The sequence below is a fragment of the Pseudomonas sp. AAC genome (genome assembly GCF_000725445.1).
GTDB classification, from domain to species: domain Bacteria; phylum Pseudomonadota; class Gammaproteobacteria; order Pseudomonadales; family Pseudomonadaceae; genus Pseudomonas; species Pseudomonas citronellolis.
Genome location: NZ_KL647097.1, coordinates 273,130 through 290,057 on the forward strand (window position 1 = coordinate 273,130; position 16,928 = coordinate 290,057).

General features: G+C 69.2%; 19 protein-coding genes. 10 read left to right on the forward strand and 9 right to left on the reverse strand.

Going from position 1 to position 16,928, the window contains the following annotated elements:
- Positions 1-328: 328 nt before the first annotated feature.
- Positions 329-823: a hypothetical protein gene (locus tag FG99_RS14990; RefSeq protein WP_009621720.1), complete on the forward strand. Its 495-nt coding sequence runs from the start codon at positions 329-331 to the stop codon at positions 821-823.
- 3 nt (positions 824-826) lie between these two features.
- Here FG99_RS14990 and FG99_RS14995 read toward each other — a convergent pair whose 3' ends face one another.
- A complete protein-coding gene (locus tag FG99_RS14995) occupies positions 827-1,735 on the reverse strand; it encodes a YihY/virulence factor BrkB family protein (protein WP_043270759.1) in 909 nt (302 codons plus the stop codon).
- A gap of 194 nt (positions 1,736-1,929) precedes the next feature.
- Between FG99_RS14995 and FG99_RS15000 the strand changes: the two genes are divergently transcribed.
- The 3 genes from FG99_RS15000 (at position 1,930) to FG99_RS32860 (ending at position 2,813) form a co-directional block, all read left to right on the forward strand.
- A complete protein-coding gene (locus FG99_RS15000) occupies positions 1,930-2,388 on the forward strand; it encodes a hypothetical protein (RefSeq protein ID WP_043270761.1) in 459 nt (152 codons plus the stop codon).
- Positions 2,385-2,576, forward strand: a complete 192-nt coding sequence (locus tag FG99_RS15005) for a hypothetical protein (protein ID WP_043270763.1) — start codon at positions 2,385-2,387, stop codon at positions 2,574-2,576. Before FG99_RS15000 ends, FG99_RS15005 begins: the two co-directional genes overlap by 4 nt.
- A gap of 105 nt (positions 2,577-2,681) precedes the next feature.
- Entirely contained in the window at positions 2,682-2,813 is a 132-nt protein-coding gene (locus FG99_RS32860; protein WP_009621712.1) for a hypothetical protein, read from the forward strand.
- Between the two features lie 215 nt (positions 2,814-3,028).
- Here the strand turns inward: FG99_RS32860 and def are convergent, their stop codons facing one another.
- Positions 3,029-3,568 carry a peptide deformylase gene (gene def / locus FG99_RS15010; protein WP_043270766.1) on the reverse strand — a complete coding sequence of 180 codons (540 nt, stop codon included), beginning with the start codon at positions 3,566-3,568 and terminating at the stop codon, positions 3,029-3,031.
- 214 nt (positions 3,569-3,782) lie between these two features.
- On the opposite strand from def, the gene FG99_RS15015 reads away from it, so the two are divergent.
- On the forward strand, positions 3,783-4,337 hold the full coding sequence (locus FG99_RS15015) for an NAD/FAD-utilizing enzyme apparently involved in cell division (RefSeq protein WP_043270768.1): 555 nt from the start codon (positions 3,783-3,785) through the stop codon (positions 4,335-4,337).
- Positions 4,338-4,421: 84 nt separating this feature from the next.
- Here the strand turns inward: FG99_RS15015 and FG99_RS15020 are convergent, their stop codons facing one another.
- Complete coding sequence (locus FG99_RS15020; RefSeq protein ID WP_009621700.1) at positions 4,422-5,258, reverse strand: CvfB family protein; 837 nt, start codon at positions 5,256-5,258, stop codon at positions 4,422-4,424.
- Between the two features lie 30 nt (positions 5,259-5,288).
- Positions 5,289-7,058, reverse strand: coding sequence for an ABC transporter transmembrane domain-containing protein (locus FG99_RS15025; protein WP_043270770.1), 1,770 nt, complete (start codon positions 7,056-7,058; stop codon positions 5,289-5,291).
- A gap of 157 nt (positions 7,059-7,215) precedes the next feature.
- Here FG99_RS15025 and FG99_RS15030 point away from each other — a divergent pair, with 157 nt between their 5' ends.
- The 3 genes from FG99_RS15030 (at position 7,216) to FG99_RS15040 (ending at position 9,460) form a co-directional block, all read left to right on the forward strand.
- Positions 7,216-7,407, forward strand: a complete 192-nt coding sequence (locus FG99_RS15030; RefSeq protein WP_009621696.1) for a hypothetical protein — start codon at positions 7,216-7,218, stop codon at positions 7,405-7,407.
- A 192-nt stretch (positions 7,408-7,599) separates the two neighbouring features.
- The gene (locus tag FG99_RS15035) at positions 7,600-8,697 is read left to right on the forward strand and encodes an AI-2E family transporter (RefSeq protein WP_043270772.1); all 1,098 of its coding nucleotides are present in this window, start codon (positions 7,600-7,602) and stop codon (positions 8,695-8,697) included.
- Positions 8,698-8,749: 52 nt separating this feature from the next.
- Positions 8,750-9,460 (forward strand): rRNA pseudouridine synthase, encoded by a 711-nt coding sequence (locus FG99_RS15040; RefSeq protein WP_043270773.1) that lies wholly within the window; start codon positions 8,750-8,752, stop codon positions 9,458-9,460.
- Positions 9,461-9,466: 6 nt separating this feature from the next.
- On the opposite strand, the gene FG99_RS15045 is transcribed toward FG99_RS15040, so the two are convergent.
- Both FG99_RS15045 and FG99_RS15050 read right to left on the reverse strand, forming a co-directional pair.
- Positions 9,467-10,402, reverse strand: coding sequence for a p-hydroxyphenylacetate 3-hydroxylase reductase component (locus FG99_RS15045; RefSeq protein ID WP_043270775.1), 936 nt, complete (start codon positions 10,400-10,402; stop codon positions 9,467-9,469).
- A gap of 172 nt (positions 10,403-10,574) precedes the next feature.
- Entirely contained in the window at positions 10,575-11,744 is a 1,170-nt protein-coding gene (locus FG99_RS15050) for a p-hydroxyphenylacetate 3-hydroxylase oxygenase component (protein ID WP_043270777.1), read from the reverse strand.
- Positions 11,745-12,045: 301 nt separating this feature from the next.
- On the opposite strand from FG99_RS15050, the gene FG99_RS15055 reads away from it, so the two are divergent.
- The gene (locus FG99_RS15055) at positions 12,046-13,275 is read left to right on the forward strand and encodes an MFS transporter (RefSeq protein WP_043270779.1); all 1,230 of its coding nucleotides are present in this window, start codon (positions 12,046-12,048) and stop codon (positions 13,273-13,275) included.
- 1 nt (position 13,276) lies between these two features.
- On the opposite strand, the gene FG99_RS15060 is transcribed toward FG99_RS15055, so the two are convergent.
- The 3 genes from FG99_RS15060 to hpaR all read right to left on the reverse strand — a co-directional run bounded on the left by FG99_RS15060 (position 13,277) and on the right by hpaR (position 15,987).
- Positions 13,277-14,482, reverse strand: coding sequence for a Bcr/CflA family multidrug efflux MFS transporter (locus FG99_RS15060; protein WP_043270781.1), 1,206 nt, complete (start codon positions 14,480-14,482; stop codon positions 13,277-13,279).
- A gap of 95 nt (positions 14,483-14,577) precedes the next feature.
- A complete protein-coding gene (hpaA, locus tag FG99_RS15065; protein WP_009621686.1) occupies positions 14,578-15,492 on the reverse strand; it encodes a 4-hydroxyphenylacetate catabolism regulatory protein HpaA in 915 nt (304 codons plus the stop codon).
- A gap of 72 nt (positions 15,493-15,564) precedes the next feature.
- Positions 15,565-15,987: a homoprotocatechuate degradation operon regulator HpaR gene (gene hpaR / locus FG99_RS15070; protein ID WP_043270783.1), complete on the reverse strand. Its 423-nt coding sequence runs from the start codon at positions 15,985-15,987 to the stop codon at positions 15,565-15,567.
- A 275-nt stretch (positions 15,988-16,262) separates the two neighbouring features.
- Between hpaR and FG99_RS15075 the strand changes: the two genes are divergently transcribed.
- Positions 16,263-16,928, forward strand: coding sequence for a fumarylacetoacetate hydrolase family protein (locus tag FG99_RS15075; RefSeq protein WP_043271527.1), 666 nt, complete (start codon positions 16,263-16,265; stop codon positions 16,926-16,928).

Sequence of the window (16,928 nt, forward strand, 5' to 3'; positions counted from 1 at the left end):
CTACGCCAAGCCCACCATGGACGTAGGGCGTATAACCGTTCGCGGTTATCCGCCGCCTCACCTTTCTTGCCAGCAACTCTGTGGTTGAACCTGGCGCGGCTTTGACGGCGGCTCCCTGTCCAGCAGCGAGTCACGTAGGATGGGTTGAGCTTGCGATACCCATCACCATGGCCCGATGGGTATCGCTTCGCTCAACCCATCCTACGAAGGGCACCTCGGCACGAGAGCGCGCGCCCGGTTCCTGAACGGCACGCCGGCCGTCTATGCTTGCCCACGCGGAGACGGCAAAATCGTCGGCTCCGCGCCCGTTCGCCATCGAGGGACCTTCATGGGCATGCGCCACCCGTTCTCCCGCCTCGCCGTCATCGGCCTGCCGCTGTGCCTGGCCGGCTGCGCCAGCCATGACGCCGAGCAGCAGCACCTGCTGTACCGCAACGACATGCTCGAGGCGAAGCTGCTGATCGCCTCCGCCGACCCGGGCAACTACGCCCGCGCCAACGACCTGCTCGAACGCGCCCGCGAGGCCGACCAGCGCGGCGAGGTGGCCTTCTACGAGGCGCTGCTGAAGATTCGCCAGCAGGCCCCGGCGGACCAGGCCCTGCCCCTGCTGGAGCGCGCCGCCAAGGCCGGCCAGCCCTACGCCATCGCCCTGCTCTACCGCGTCTACAACCAGCCCATGCTCGGCCAGGAGGCCGACGCGCTGAAGGCCGAGGAATACCGCAAGGCCTATGCCGAGCTGGACGTGGCCAAGAGCGGCTACCCGAACTTCGAGCGCGCCGGGCAGATCGTCGACCAGCTGCTCAGCCAGCAGCCGGCGCAGTGAGCCTCAGCCCTCCTCGGGGCTGCGCGTCTCGGCCTGTTCGAAGGTGCGCTCGCCGGGGTTCTTGCCGTGGGGCAGGTGGTGTTCGATCACCGCGTTGAGCTCGGCGCCCAGCAGCAGCACCGCGGCGGAGATGTAGAAGTACAGCAGCAGCACGATGATGGCGCCGACGCTGCCGTACATGGCGTTGTAGTCGGCGAAGTTCTTCACGTAGAAGCCGAAGGCCAGGGACGCCGCCACCCAGGCCACCACCGCCAGCACCGAGCCGGGGGTGATGAAGCGGAATTTCTGCTTGACGTTGGGGGTGGCGTAGTAGATCACCGCCACCGCCATCATCATCAGCAGGACCATCACCGGCCAGCGCAGCAGCGACCAGAGCACCACCACGTATTCCTGCAGGCCGATGCGCTCGGCGATCCAGCCCATCACCTGCGGCCCGAGGATCATCAGCGCGGTCACCAGCATCAGCATCACCGCCAGGCCCAGGGTGTAGAGCAGCGACAGCGGCACGCGCTTCCACACCGGGCGCGCCTCGCGCACGTCGTAGGCGGCGTTGAGCGCGTTCATCAGCGAGCGCACCGCCGCCGAGGACGACCAGAGCGCGACCACGATCCCCACCGAGAGCAGCCCGCCCTGGCGCTGCTGCAACTGGTCGATGATCGGGTTGACCTGCTCCAGGGCCTGGCCCGGCAGCACGTAGGCGGCCTGCTCGCGCAGCCAGTCGAAGAATTCCGGCAGATGCAGGAAGCCCAGCAGGGCGATGAGGAACAGCAGGAACGGGAACAGCGAGAACAGCCCCTGATAGGCCAGCGCCGCCGCGTAGGTGGGCATCTCGTCGTCGAGGAATTCCTTGACGGTCAGTTTCAGCAGTTGCCAGGGGCCCAGGCGCAGGCCCCGAAAATCCATGAATCGCATGCCTGGTTTCCTTCCTCCGCAGTCCGGCCGCGGCGCGGCCCCGTGTCGACGGTTGACCCGCCGGCGCGGCTCAAGTTCGGTCCTTGCGGGCAAGCCTAGCCACTCGTCGCGGCCAGGGGAAGTTGCGCAGGCGGCGGGCAGGTGTGGGAAATGGCCTATACACTTCAGCGCAACCACAGCCGGAGGAACCCCGCATGCCCATCCCGATGCTCCGCCCCGCCCGCCGCCTCGGCGCCACCCTGCTGCTCGCCGGCGCTGCCTTCGCCAGCCTGCAACCCCAGGCCCGGGCGGAGGACGAAGCCACTTTCCTCAAGGAGTCGGCCGCCTTCTTCGAGCAGCAGAGCAAGCAGCTGCCGCTGCAGGTGGACCAGGTGACGCGCCTGGAGAACGTGCGCCTGGACACCGACAGCAAGGTGCTGCACTACCGCTACGGCATCTCCAGCATGAAGGCCGAGGGCATGCAGGCCGATGCCCTGGACAAGTTCAAGGGCGAACAGCGCGCCCGCCTGGAGCGCGCCACCTGCCAGCAGCCGGCGCTGTTGCAGCGCATCCGCGAGCACGGCATCCGCGTCGCCCACGACTACGACGGCAGCGACGGCAAGCCGCTGGCGAGCATCGAGATCGACCCGCAGAAACTCCAGTGCCAGGGATGAGCCGCGCCGACTATCACCGCGAACACGCCGCCCGCGCCGAAGCCGAGGCCCGCCGGCTACTGGCCGAGCGCCAGGCCCTGGGCGGGCGCTGGCTGGCCTGGGTGGCCGGCGAACTCTACCGCCTGGGCCCGCCGCAGTACGCGGCCATGGTCCGCCGCGAGCTGGAGCGGCTAAGCGGCCAAGCCTGAAGCGCCCGGCAGGTCTATGCTGAAGAAGCACCGGCCCGCGCCTGCGGGCCGACGGAGCGCCGACCGCAGGGATGCCAGTCCTTCCCAGTCCACGAGGTTACGGTCATGAGCAAAGGTCTGAACGCCCACAAGGAAGGCAAGAAGAAGCCCCTGAAAACGGCCCACGAGAAACGCATGGCGAAGAAGCAGAAGAAATCCGGCAATGCGCTGCTCGGCAGTCACGGGCAAACGTCCTGAGAGTGCAGCTGCGGACGGCCGCTTGGGGGCGGTTGTCCGCGAATTATTCAGGGGGTCGGTGGATGGGTTGAGCGTGCGAAACCCATGCGGTTGCGCCGATGGGTATCGCTTCGCTCAACGCCATCCTACGAAAAGCCGTGCTCGCTCATGCGGTAGGAGCGGACCTTGTCCGCGATTGGACTCACCGGCCACGCCAATGCCCAGGAGGCGGCCCCTCAATCATCCGCCTTCGGATCCAACCCCGGGAACAGCACCTCGGTAAAACCGAACTTGCCGAAATCCGTGATCCGCGACGGATACAGCCGGCCGATCAGGTGGTCGCACTCGTGCTGCACCACCCTGGAATGGAAGCCTTCCACCGTGCGGTCGATGGGTTGCCCCTGCGGATCCACCCCCTGGTAGCGAATACGCTTGTAGCGATTCACCGCCCCACGCAGGCCGGGCACCGAGAGGCAGCCCTCCCAGCCCTCCTCCATATCCTCGCCCAAGGGCGTGATCACCGGATTGAGCAGGATGGTCGGCGGCACCGCCGGCGCATCCGGATATCGCTCGCTGCGTTCGAAACCGAAGATCACCAGTTGCAGGTCCACGCCTATCTGCGGCGCGGCCAGGCCTACGCCGCCGGCGTGGTGCATGGTGTCGAACATGTCGTCGATCAGTCGTTGCAGTTCGGCGCTGCCGATCATCTGCGCCGGCACCGGCGGGGCGACGCGCAGCAAGCGTTCGTCGCCCATCTTGAGAATCTCGCGGATCATGCCCCTGGGCCCCTGGCTGGCGGTTGTGCGTGAGCTGGCATCCTCGCCCCTTGCCCGGCGCCTGGCAAGGCCCGCTACGCCCGTCGCCCCGGGGGGCCGGGAGCGTCCAGGGAGGTAAAATTCAAAAAGTGACACGTGGCGATCCACGTGGAACTGCCGCGAACGCCGGAGCGTTCGCCGAGGGGGAGCCGGGGGACTGACCTGGAGGTGCTCCATGAACAGGCACTACTACATCAGCAACGACCTGGACGAGCTGGAGAACGTCGAGAGCGAGCTGAAGGCCAACGGCATCGCCGAGGAGCAGATGCACGTGCTCAGCGAGCAGGACGCGCAGCTCGACCAGCGCCACCTGCACGAAGTGCCGGACGTGATGCGCAAGGACCTGGTGCGCGGCGGCAAGTACGGGCTGGGCATCGGCGTCGCCCTGGCGGTCCTGGTGCTGGCGCTGGGCTACTTCGCCGGCTGGAGCGAAAGCGCCGCCGGCTGGATTCCGGTGCTGTTCCTGGCGGCCGTGCTGCTGGGCTTCAGCCTGTGGGAAGGCAGCTTCTTCGGCCTGCAACGGCCCAGCGGCGATGTACAGCGTTTCGCTCCGTCGCTACACGCCGGCCGGCACGTATTCTTCGTCGACGTGCGGGCGGACCAGGAGCCGCTGCTGGACATGGTCGTCGGCCACCACCCGCGCCTGGAAGTGGCCGGTTTCGGCGCGCCCATGCCGCGCTGGGTGCTGGCCTGGGAACAGGCCTGGCACCGCTTCAAACGCATGATGTAGCGACCGCGGCGGCCGGACCTGCCGCTGGATGATCGCGCCGAGGGCGGCCGCGGGGCTGCCGGGGGCAGCTGCGGCCCGGTGGAATCAGCGCAGCTCGATGCGGTCGTCGAGGATGGTGATCAGGCCCTGCTTGAACAGCCCGCCGATGGCCTTCTTGAAATTGCCCTTGCTCACGCCGAACTCGCGGCTGATCGCCTCCGGCGGGCTCTTGTCCGACAGCGCCAGGCTGCCGCCGGCCTCGCGCAGGGCGGCGAGGATGCGCTCGCCGAGGTCGTCGCGGGCGGCCTGGCCGACCGGCTGCAGGCTCAGGCTGATCTTGCCGTCGGCGCGCACTTCCTTGATGTAGCCCTTCTCGCGCATGCCGCTGCGGACGAACTTGAACAGCTCGTTCTTGTGGATGAGCCCCCAGTGCCTGCCGTCGATGATGGCCTTGAAGCCAAGGTCGGTGCGCTCCACCACCAGCAGGTCCACTTCCTGGCCCGCCTGGTAGTGCGCCGCGGTGTCGTCCAGGTAACGGTCCAGGCGCGCGGTGGCGGTGATGCGGCGGGTGCGCTCGTCGATGTAGCAGTACACCACGCAGTAGTCGCCGACCTGCAGCGGGCGCTTCTCTTCCGAGTGCGGCAGCAGCAGGTCCTTGGGCAGGCCCCAGTCGAGGAACAGGCCGACGCGGCTGACTTCCACCACCTTCAGGCTGGCGAAGCCGCCGACCTGCACCTTGGGCTTCAGGGTGGTGGCGATGATGCGGTCTTCGCTGTCGAGGTAGATGAAGACGTTCAGCCACTCGCCCGGCTCGGTGGGCTCGTCCTTGGGGATGTAGCGCTTGGGCAGGAGGATCTCGCCGTGGGGGCCGCCATCGAGGAACAGGCCGATCTCGGTGTGCTTGACCACCTGCAGGGAATTGAAACGGCCGATGGCTGCCATGTGCGGGACTCCGGGGAAAAGGCGCGCATTCTACACGCTCTGCGCCTGGCCGAACTGCAATTCCGCCAGGCGTGCGTACAGCGGGTTGCCCGCCACCAACTCGGCGTGGGTGCCCAGGGCCAGCAGACGGCCCTGGTCGATCACGGCGATGCGGTCGGCATTGAGCACCGTGGCCAGGCGGTGGGCGATGACCAGGGTGGTGCGCCCGCTCATCAGCTGCGGCAGGGCCTGCTGGATCAGGTGCTCGCTCTCGGCGTCCAGGGCGCTGGTGGCTTCGTCGAGCAGCAGGATGGGCACGTCCACCAGCAGCGCGCGGGCGATCGCCAGGCGCTGGCGCTGGCCGCCGGACAGCCCCACGCCGCCCTCGCCCAGGTGGGTGCGGTAGCCCTCGGGCAGGCGCTGGATGAAGTCGTCGGCGTGGGCCGCGCGGGCCGCGGCGCGCAGCGCTTCGTCGCTGGCGTCGGGGCGGCCGTAGCGCAGGTTGTCGTCCACCGTGCCGTAGAACAGCGCCGGGTTCTGCGACACCAGGGCGAAGCAGCGGCGCAGGTCGGCGGGGTCGAGGCGGGTGATGGGCGTGCCGTCGATGCGGATCTCGCCCTGCTGCGGGTCGAAGAAGCGCAGCAGCAGGTCGAACAGGGTGGACTTGCCGGCGCCGGAAGGGCCGACCAGAGCCAGGGTCTCGCCGGGGCGCACGTCCAGGTCGATGCCGTCGATGGCCCAGTGCTCCGGGCGCGACGGGTAGGCGAAGCGCAGGCCGCGCAGCTCGATGCGCCCCTCCACCCGTTCGGGCAGGTGCAGCAGCCCCTCCTGCGGCGCGACTATCTGGTTGCGTGCGCGCAGCAGCTCGGCGATGCGCTCGGCCGCCCCGGCGGCGCGCTGCAACTCGCCGAGCACCTCGCTGAGGGTGCCGAAGGCCATGCCGACGATCAGGCTGTAGAACACGAAGGCCGCCAGCTCGCCGGGGCTGATGCGCCCGGCGATCACGTCCATGCCGCCGACCCACAGCATCACCCCCACCGCGCCCAGCACCAGCAGGATGACCACGCTGACCAGCCAGGACCGCTGCAGGATGCGCTTGCGCGCGGTGCCGAAGGCGGCTTCCACCGTGCGGCCGAAGCGCGCGCGGTCCTGGGCCTGGTGGTTGTAGGCCTGCACCGTCTTGATCTGCCCGAGGGTCTCGCCGACGTAGCTGCCGACGTCGGCCACGCGGTCCTGGCTCTGCCGCGACAGCTCGCGCACGCGGCGGCCGAACAGGAGGATGGGCGCGATCACCAGCGGCAGCGAGGCCACCACTATGCTGGTCAGCTTGGCGTTGGTGACGAACATCAGGATCACCCCGCCGGCCAGGGTCAGGGCATTGCGCAGGGCCATGGACAGCGAGGAGCCGATCACCGTCTGCAGCAGCGTGGTGTCGGCGGTCAGCCGCGACTGGATTTCCAGGGCGCGGTTGCTTTCGTAGAAGCCCGGGTGCAGTTCGATCAGGTGGTCGAAGACGCGCTGGCGGATGTCGGCGACGAAGCGCTCGCCGATCCACGACACCAGGTAGAAACGCACGAAAGTGCCCAGCGCCAGGCCCAGCACCAGCAGGAAGAAGATGCCGATGGAGCGGTTGAGCAGGTGCTCGGACTGGGTGACGAAGCCCTGGTCCACCAGCAAGCGGATGCCCTGCCCCAGGGACAGGGTGATGGCCGCGGTGAACAGCAGCGCCAGCAGGGCGCCAAGGGCGCGCCAGCGGTAGGGGCCGAGGAAGGCCCGGGCCAGGCGCAGGGCATTGCGCTGGCGGGACGACAGCAGAGGCATGGAGGGCTCGCAGCGACCGGGAATCGACCGAGGTTAACACCCCGCCGCGGGCCCGGCGATGGCGCTGCAATGGCCCTTCGGTCGATTTTCACCCCGAAGGACGGTCATTTCCTGTACAATGGGCGGCCATTTCGCGAATGAACAGGTAATGGCAAGCATGTCCAGCAAAACCATCTCCCGCCAGAAGTCCGCCCCGAAACCCGCTGCGGCCGTGACCAGCCGCGAGGCCCTGGAAGCCCAGGTGGCCGCCTTCCTCAAGTCCGGCGGCGAGATTCAGCAAGTCGCCAAGGGCGTGACCGGCCAGCCCAACGGCGCCGCCAGCCGCCACATCAGCCTCGGCAAGAAGTAATCCCCCCGCTCCTCCCGTAGGCGCGAGCTTGCTCGCGGACCCCGCCATCCCTGGCCCGGCGTTCGCGAGCAAGAGCCCTACCCTCCTCCTCCTTTCGGACGACATCCGGCGATTTCCCCCGCCCGACTTGCATTCCGCCGCGCACGGCCAATGCTCTGAGGAACCCCTCAAGGCTTTCCAAGGAGAGATGCCATGCTGCCATCGGCGGACCGGGTGCTGTCGCGCAACCTGCTGGACGTGTTGATACGCGCCGGGCTCATCCTGTTCCTGGCGGTGTTCTGCTTCCGCATTTTCCACCCCTTTCTCGACCTGATGCTCTGGGCGCTGATCCTCGCCGTCACCCTCTACCCGCTGCAGGGCATGTTGCAGCGCGCCCTGGGCCAGCGGCCGGCCCTGGCGGCGACGCTGCTGGCGCTGGTGGGCCTGGCCCTGCTGCTGGTGCCGGTGGTGCTGATCGGCTTCTCCATCGCCGACTCGGTGGCCGACCTTGCGCACCGCTTCCAGGCCGGCGGCCTGCGCATCCCGGCGCCGTCCGAGGCGGTGGCCGGCTGGCCGCTGGTGGGGCCCTACATCTACAACGCCTGGCAGCGGCTGGCCGAGGACTTCCTCGGCGCCGCCCAGCAGGCCGCGCCGCACCTGCAGGGCGTGGCCCGCACGGTGCTGGCCAAGGCCGCCGGCGTGGGCATGGAGCTGCTGCAGTTCCTCGGCGCCTTCCTGGTGGCCTGCGTGATCATGGCCTACGGCCCGCTGGGCGCGCGCACCGCCGAGGACATCGCGGTGCGCATCTCCGGCCCCGAGCGCGGCCCGGAACTGGCGCGGCTGAGCACCGCGACCATCCGCGCGGTGGCCCAGGGCGTGGTCGGCGTGGCCTTCATCCAGACCCTGCTGCTGGGCCTGGGCTTCATCGTCATGGGCATCCCCGCCGCCGGCCTGCTGTCCCTCGGCGTGCTGCTGCTGGGCATCGTCCAGCTGCCGGTGGCGGTGATCTCGCTGCCGGCCATCGTCTACGTGTTCTGGAGCGGCGACTACGGCACCGTCAGCGCAGTGGTGTTCACCGTCTGGACGGTGCTGGCCGGGCTTTCCGACAACGTGCTCAAGCCGCTGATGCTCGGCCGCGGCGTCGCCGTGCCGATGCCGGTGATCCTCCTCGGCGCCCTGGGCGGGATGCTCACCGGCGGCATCATCGGCCTGTTCATCGGCCCGGTGGTGCTGGCCCTGGGCTTCCAGTTGTTCATGACCTGGGTGCGCGAGGGCGCCCGGCCGCCGGAAGCCGAGGACGTCTCGCCCTGAACGCCCGGCCGGGGAGTACAATGGCGGCCTTTCCCGCCGCCGACTCCCTGCCATGACCGAAACCACCCGCCTGTCCAAGCGCCTCGCCGAACTGCTGCCCTGCTCCCGCCGCGAGGCCGAGCTGTACATCGAGGGAGGCTGGGTCACGGTGGATGGCCACCCCGTCGACGAGCCGCACTTCCGCGTCGCCGAGCAGCGCGTCGAGCTGCTGCCCGGGGCCATCCCGGCGCCGATCCCGCCGGCCACCCTGCTGCTGTACAAGCCGGCCGGCCACTCCGCCGAGCAGGCCCTGGGCCTGCTGGTGGCGGCCAATCGCTGGGAAGCCGACAGCGCCGGGCAACGCCCGCTGAGCAAGCACTTCGCCCGCCAGCAGAGCACCACGCCGCTGGACGACCAGGCCAGCGGGCTGCTGGTGTTCACCCAGAACTACGGCGTGTTGCACCGCCTGCAGGACGACGCGGCGACCATCGAGCACGAGTACCTGGTGGAAGTCGCCGGCAGCCTCGACGACGCCGGCCTGGCGCGCCTGCGCCACGGCCTGCTGTACCAGGGCCGGCCGCTGCCGGCGCTGAAGGTCAGTTGGCAGAACGAGACGCGCCTGCGCTTCGCCGGCAAGGGCTTCCGCCCCGGACAGATCGCCGACATGTGCCGCCAGGTCGGCCTGAAGGTCGTGGGCATCCGCCGCCTGCGCCTGGGCGGCGTGTCCATGGGCAAGATGGAACCGGGGCAGTGGCGCTACCTGCTGCCCAGCGAGCGCTTCTGACAGCTTCTACAGCGGCTGGGCCAGGCCCCGCAGCACCGTCTTGAAGGTCTCTACCTGCTCGCTGCTGAAGCGCGAGAAGACCTTGGCCTGCTGTTCCTCGGCGATGCTCCACAGCGTCTCGGCCTGGTCGATGCCGGCGGCGGTCAGCGCGCAGCCGCCCTCGCCCACCCGCAGCAGGCCCTTGCGTTCGAGGTTGGCGCGGGCCTCCTCGATCTCCCGCAGCGGCATCGCCACCAGTTGCTGCAGCGCCGTGGTGTCCAGGGCGGCGTCCTTCTCCATCACCATCAGCATGCGCGCCTCGCTGGTGCGCAGGCCGCTGGCCAGCTGCCGCGGCTGGTAGTCGGCCTGGTAGCAACGCAGCGCCTGGGTCATCAGGTAGTAGAGGTTGTGGTTCAGCCGGCCCTGGAAGGCGGTGCGCGGCACCCCGGCCTGGGCCTCGCGCAGGCGCGGGTGCGGCAGCACGCTGGAGTACACGCCCTGGTGGTAGAGCAGCGGCGCGCGGCCCAGGTCGTCGAAGGCCAGCACGCGGCCGATGAGGATCCAGTGGTCGCCGCCGTCAAGCTTCTGCTGCAGCTCGCACTGGAAGCGCGCCGCGCAGTCCGGCAGCAGCGGCGCGCCGCCGGCGCCCTGCTCACAGGCCACGCCGGCGAACTTGTCGGCGCTGGGCCGGGCGAACTGGTTGGACAGGTCGATCTGGTCGGCGGCCAGCACGTTCACCGCGTAGTGGCTGGCCTTGTCGAACACCGCCAGGCTGGTGGCGCGCTTGTCGATGCTCCAGAGCACCAGCGGCGGGTCGAGGGATACCGAGTTGAAGCTGTTGGCGGTCATGCCGACGCGTTCGCCGTCGGCGGCCGCGGTCATCACGGTGACGCCGGTGGCGAAGTTGCCCAAGGCACGGCGGAAGGCACGCGGGTCCAGGCCCGCTTCATTGTTCTGGTTCATGGCGGTTCCTCCGCGCCGGCGCGGGGCCGGCGGGATTGAAGAGATTCATCTGCGGTTGGTGCCACTTGCAGGAGCGAGTGGGACGCCTGGTTCTTGCTCGCGAACGGATTCCGCAGCGGGGTCGGTTCGCGAGCAAGCTCGCTCCTACGAAGAGCAGGCTGGGCGTGGTGGCTCAGACCATGCTCGGGTCCGGCTCCAGGCCCATCAGCTCGCGGCCGAGAATCTGCGCGCAGACGTCGTAGTCGGTGTAGGCATGGGCGCCGGTCATGTGCGAGTCGCGGAACAACCGCTGCATCTCGTTGTTCTCGAACCAGGCGGTGCCGCCGGCGGCCTCGAACAGGCGGTCCACGGCCTGGATGCACATCTTCACCGCGTAGGCCTGGTTGGTGCGCCAGAAGGCCAGGGTCTCGCGGCTGGGGTATTCGTGGCGCTCGCCGTGCTCGGCGTGGTCCTGCCAGGTCTTCTCGAGGAAGGCGCGGGCGGCGGCCACCTGGTGGGTGGACTCGGCCAGGCGCATCAGCGCCGGGGTGGCGGTGCCGACGCTGGCGCCGGTGTAGGCGCGTACGCGGTTGCGCGTCTTCTCCTTGAAGGCTTCCAGCATGCGCTCGGCGATGCCCAGGCCGATGGAGGCGAAGCCGCTGGCGAAGTACGGGCGGTACGGGGTGTAGAAAATCTTGCTGTAGGGGTACAGGCCGAAGCCGGCGGAGCGGCCTTCCATCATGTCCTTGGCCGCCTGGATGCGGTGGTTGGGCACGAAGGCGTCCTTCACCACCAGGGTCTTGGTGCCGCTGCCCTTCATGCCGGCGGCGTACCAGTCGTCGCGAATCTCGTAGTCGCTGCGCGGCAGCACGGCGAAGCAGTACACCTGCTCGCCCTCGGCGTTCTGCCGGCGGCAGCCGAGGATGGCCCATTCGGCGTGGTCGCTGCCGCTGCTCCAGCCCATCTCGCCGTTGAACAGGATGCCGCCCTCGACCTCCTGGATGCGCCCGAACGGCGCGATGCTGCTGCTGGCGGTGGCATCGGGGTTCTCGCCCCAGACCTCGTCCTGCAGTTGCTTGGAGAACATCGCCAGCTGGTGGCTGTGGGTGCACAGCAGGCTGAAGGCCCAGGCGGTGCTGGCGCAGGCGCCGGCCAGGGCGACCACGCAGTCGGCGAACTCGGGCAGGGAGATTTCCATGCCGCCGTAGCACTTGGGCTGGAAGGCGCGGTGCATGCCGATGCCCTTGAGCAGGGCGATGTTCTCGGCGGGCGCGGTGCGCGCCTGTTCGGCCTTGGCGGCGTTGGCGGCAATGGCGGGCAGGACGGATTTCAGGTCTTCGAGCAGGGGGTTTGGCTTTTTCATCTTGGCGGCCCTTGATTGTTATTGGAGGCGCGCCGCCGTCGCGAAGTGCTTGGCGACGGGCGGCAGGGCTCTCGTGGCGAGAGTGGCAGGGCCGATTATGGGAGCCGCCCGGCAACGCCTTGAATGCAACTTCCGCGGACTCGATTGCACTTTTCATGGGATTTAGCGGCCCCTGGAAGCGGCGAAATCGGCGCCGGGCCAGGCGCCGCGCGGCTTTCGTTAACATCTGAACGTTCTGACGGAATTTTTCCGTTATCATGACGCCCTTCCCTCATTCGCCCTCCGCCCGAGCGAGCCGCCGATGTCCGCTTCCCGTTCCTGGCCGAACAGCCTGCGCGCGCTGCGCCACCGCAACTTCCGCCTGTACTTCGCCGGCCATGCGGTCTCCACGCTCGGCACCTGGGTCCAGCAGGTGGCGCTGGCCTGGCTGGTCTACCGGCTGACCGGCTCGGCGGCGCTGCTGGGCATCACCAGTTGCGTGGCGCTGCTGCCGCAGCTGTTCATCGGCCCCCTGGCCGGAGCCTGGATCGACCGCCACGACAAGCGCCGCCTGCTGCTCGCCAGCCAGAGCCTGATGGCCCTGCAGGCCGCGGCCCTGGCCGGGCTGACCGCCAGCGGGCTGATCACCCCGGCGCTGATCGTCGGCATGTCGGCGCTGCTCGGCGTGCTCAGCGCCTTCGACACGCCGCTGCGGCAGTCGCTGCTCAGCCGCTTCGTCGACGACCGCGCCGACCTGCCCAACGCCCTGGCGCTGAACGCCTCGCTGTTCACCTGCTCGCGCTTCGTCGGCCCGCCGCTGGCCGGGCTGCTGCTGGGGCTGACCAGCGAAAGCCTGTGCTTTGCCCTCAACGCCCTGTCCTACCTGGCGCTGGTGGCCGGCCTGCTGCGGGTGCGCCTGGCGCCGGGGGTGCGCGCCAGCGGCAGCATGGGCAGCGTGTTCCGCGAGGGCCTGGACTACGCCCTGCGCACCCCGAGCGTGCGCCGGCTGATGCTCGGCGTGCTGCTGGTCAACCTCACCGCCTCCAGCTACGCGGCGCTGCTGCCGGTGTTCGCCCGCGACGTCTTCGCCGGCGATGCGCGCACCCTCGGCTGGCTGTGGGGCGCGGCCGGCTTCGGCTCGCTGCTGTCGAGCCTGTTCCTGGCCCAGCACCAGGACCCGGCGCGGCTGCCGCGGATCATCCTGCTCTCCGCCCTGGCCAGCGCCGGCGCGCTGCTGGCGTTCGCCCTCAGCCGCGATCTGCCGCTGTCGCTGGCGGCCATGGCGGTGCTGGGTTTCGGCGTCACGGTGAACAACGTCGGCACCAACATCGTCATCCAGAGCAGCGCGCCGGAAGCGCTGCGCGGCCGCGTGGTGTCGATCTACACCGCCACCCGCTTCGGCTTCGACGCCATCGGCGGCCTGCTCGCCGGGCTGCTGGCGGCGCGCTACGGCGGGCCCTGGGCGATGGCCGCGGCCGGCGCCCTGCTGCTGGCCTACTGCGCCTGGCAGGGCCTGCGCCGCCCGGCGCGGACGGAACAGCAGCCGGCCTAGCTCAGGCCGCTTCCACCAGCGGCTGCGGGGCATGCCAGCGGGCCAGGAGAAAGGCCAGCAGGCAGCCGATGCCGGCGCCGCCGACCACCAGGCACATCGGCCAGGGGCTGCCATCGGAAAGCGCGCCGACCAGCGCGCTGCACGCCGTGCCCAGGGCGAACTGCCCGGTCACCGCCAGCCCGGCGGCGGCCCCGGCCTCGCGCGGGAACAGCGCCAGCAGGCTGGCCACGCAGTTGGCGCCGAGCAGGCCGGTGACGCTGACGTAGAGCAGCACGCCCAGCACCAGCGCCGGCAACCCGCCCCAGCCGGTGAAGCCGCAGACCAACAGCAGCAGCCCCGACAGCGCAGCCACGGCAGCGCCGCAGGCGAGCATCCGCTGCGGCCCGAACCGCCCCACCAGGCGCGCATTGAGGCTGGTGGCCAGGATGATGCCGGCGATGTTCAGGCTGAACAGCCAGGCATAGGCCTGCGAGGACACGCCGAAATGCTCGATGTAGACGAAGGGCGAGGCGGTGATGAAGGCGAACATGCCGCCGAACGAAAGGCCCATGCACAGCATGTAGCCCAGCGCCCTGGGCTGCAGGAGGATGCGCCCGTAGGCGTGGAACACCTGCGCCACCGACTGCCCGCGCTGCGCCGCCGGCAGGCTCTCGGGAATCCGCCACAGCACCGTGAGCAGGCACAGCGCGGCGAAGGCGAAGAGCACGGCGAACACCGCGCGCCAGCCGGCGGCCTGGGCCAGCAGGCTGCCCAGCAGCGGCGCCACCAGGGTGGCAAGCATGGTCACCAGGTGCATCAGCGAAAGCACCCGCGCCGACTGCTGCAGGGGGAACAGGTCGCGCACTATGGCCCGCGCCAGCACCGAGGCCGCTGCCCCGCCCAGGGCCTGGAAGAAACGCCAGGCGATCAGCGCCGAAGCCGTGCCGGCGAACAGGCAGCCGAGGGTGGCCAGCAAATAAAGACAGATGCCGCCCAGCAGCAGGCGCCGACGGCCGAAGCGGTCCGACAGCGGCCCGTAGAACAGCATGCCCAGGCACAGGCCGGCGAGGAACAGGCTGATGGTCAACTGCACCTCGCTGGCACCGGCGGACAGGTCGCTGGCGATCAGCGGCAGGCTGGGGAGGTAGGTGTCGATGGACAGGGGCGCGAAGGCGACCAGCGCGGCCAGGGGCAGGATCAGGCGCTGGGGGTGGGCTGGGGTGGGCATGGGAGGGTCCGGGTGGGGGCGGAGCATAAAGTTAACAAGTTAACCAAAAGACCGGAAGCCACGGGTTTTCTGTCGGGGCAACGGAAAGCCCCGCCCTACCGCCAGGCTTCTTCCTTGTCACCCGCCCTGCGCTGCCGGTACTCCCCCGGCGCCATCCCGGCATTGCGGGCGAAGAAGCGGCTGAAGTAGGCCGGGTCCTTGAACCCCAGCTGGTAGCAGATCTCGTTCACCGAGCTGCCGCTGAACAGCAGCAGGCGCCGCGCCTCCTGCATCAGCCGTTCGTGGACCAGGCGCTTGGACGGCAGTCCGGCGACGCGCCGGCAGATGTCGTTGAGCCGCGCCTCGGTCACGCCGATGCGTTCGGCGTAGGCCGTCAGCGGCCAGTGCTCGGGGTAGTGCTGCTCGATCAGCTGGTTGAAGCGCTGGAACAGGCGCAGGTCCTCGCGGCGCATGGGCTGCGCCTTGAGCGAACGCGCCGACAGGCGCAGCAGGCTGACGAAGATCAGCCGCACCAGGTCGGCCAGGGCCAGCTCGCGGCCGGGGCGCTCGCCACGGAATTCCTCGCGCAGCAGCTCGAACAGACCATCCACCCGTGCCACCTCGCCGGCGAAGGTCTCGTCCAGCTGGTCGAAGGCCACGCACACCGGGCCGATGTCCGGCCCGGCGGCCAGGCCCTGCTCCGGCGCCAGCAGCGGCCAGAGCAGTTGCTGGCGCACGGTCAGCACGTGGCCGTCGGCGTCGTTCTCGGTGACGAAGGCGTGGGGGATGGTCGGCGGGGTGAGGAAGAACAGCGGGCCCTGGCGGTGGTAGAGCTGCTCGTCGAGGTACACGCGCACCGAGCCGCTTTTGACGTAGTGCACCTGGAAGAAGCGGTCGTGGCGGTGCACCGGCATGTTGCGGCCGAAGAAGTCGGCCAGCTTGCCCAGCTCCTCGTAGTGCACCTCGGAATCGCTGTAGCGCAGGTCGTAGACCTGGCCGATGTCGATGTTGGGGATGGGTGCGCGGGCCATGGGGTTACCTGCCTGTGGGACTGTAGGAGCGAGCTAGAACCAGGCGTCCCCCTCGCTCCTACACAAAGAGCCTCAGGGCTTGATCTTCTTCAGCTCGTCCAGCAGCCCCAGCAATTGCTGCAGCTTGTCCTCGCCGAACTGTTCGAGGATACGCCGGTAGTTGTTCTCCATGTCGCCGCTCATGGCCACGAAGCACTGCTGGCCCTTCTCGCTCAGGCACACCAGCACGCGGCGCTGGTCGTGCTCGGACTTCCAGCGGCGCACCAGGCCGTCGCGCTCCATGCGCGCCAGCACGCCGGTCATGCTCGGCTTGAGGATGCAGGCCTGCTGCGCCAGCTGGTAGATCTCCATCTCGCCCTGCTGGCGGAGGATGCGCACGATGCGCCATTGCTGCTCGGTCAGGTCGTGCTGGTTCAGCGAGGGGCGGAAGAAGGCCATGGCGGCCTCGCGGGCCTGCAGCAGGGTGAGGGTCAGGGACGGACGCGGCGTGGACATGTAGATGGGCTACTCGACTGAAAATAGGAAAGATTTTAACCAGCATAGCCCCTGCATAGGCAAACCCTGCGACGACCCGCGCGGCGCCCTGGCAGCGTCGGTCAAGGCCATGGCAGCGCCGGACAATCCCCACGCCGGCACGCCTGCTCCAATGCCCGTAGCGAAACCAGGCCCCGATGGACGAGGCTTGACCATAGTTAACATATTAACTATAACGCTAACATGTTAACGATACCCGGGTATCCACGGCCCGGGTGAAGCAGGAGAACGAAGCCATGCGTCGCGCTATCAGCGAAGCCGCAACGGGCACCCTGTTCGGCGTCGCGCTGAACTACCAGGGCCTGTTGCACAGCCGGCTGGAGGAATTCCAGCAGCCGCCCTACCAGAAGCCGCCGGTCAAGCCGGTGCTGTTCATCAAGACGCCGAACACCCGCAACGGCGACGGCCAGGCGGTGGTGTTCCCCGCTGGCGTCGAGCGCCTGCAGCCGGGCCCGGCCTTGGGCGTGGTGCTCGGCCGCGACGCCAGCCGCGTGAGCGAGGACGAGGCCATGGCCTACGTGACCGGCTACGTCATCGTCAACGAATTCAGCCTGCCGGAAGACAGCTACTACCGCCCGGCGGTCAAGGCCAAGTGCCGCGACGGTTTCTGCCCGCTGGGCAGCGAAGTGGTCGGCCGCGACGAGATCGCCGACCCGCACGCCCTGCCGCTGCGCCTGCTGGTCAACGGCGAAGTGCGCCAGCAGAACAGCACCGCCAATCTGGTGCGCAGCATTCCCAAACTGATCGCCGAGATCAGCGAGTTCATGACCCTGCACGCCGGCGACGTGCTCATCACCGGCACCCCCGAGGGCCGCGTCGACGTGCAGCCGGGCGACGAGGTGGTGGTGGAGATCGAAGGTCTCGGCCGCCTGGTCAATCACGTCGTGGCGGAGGAAGCCTGA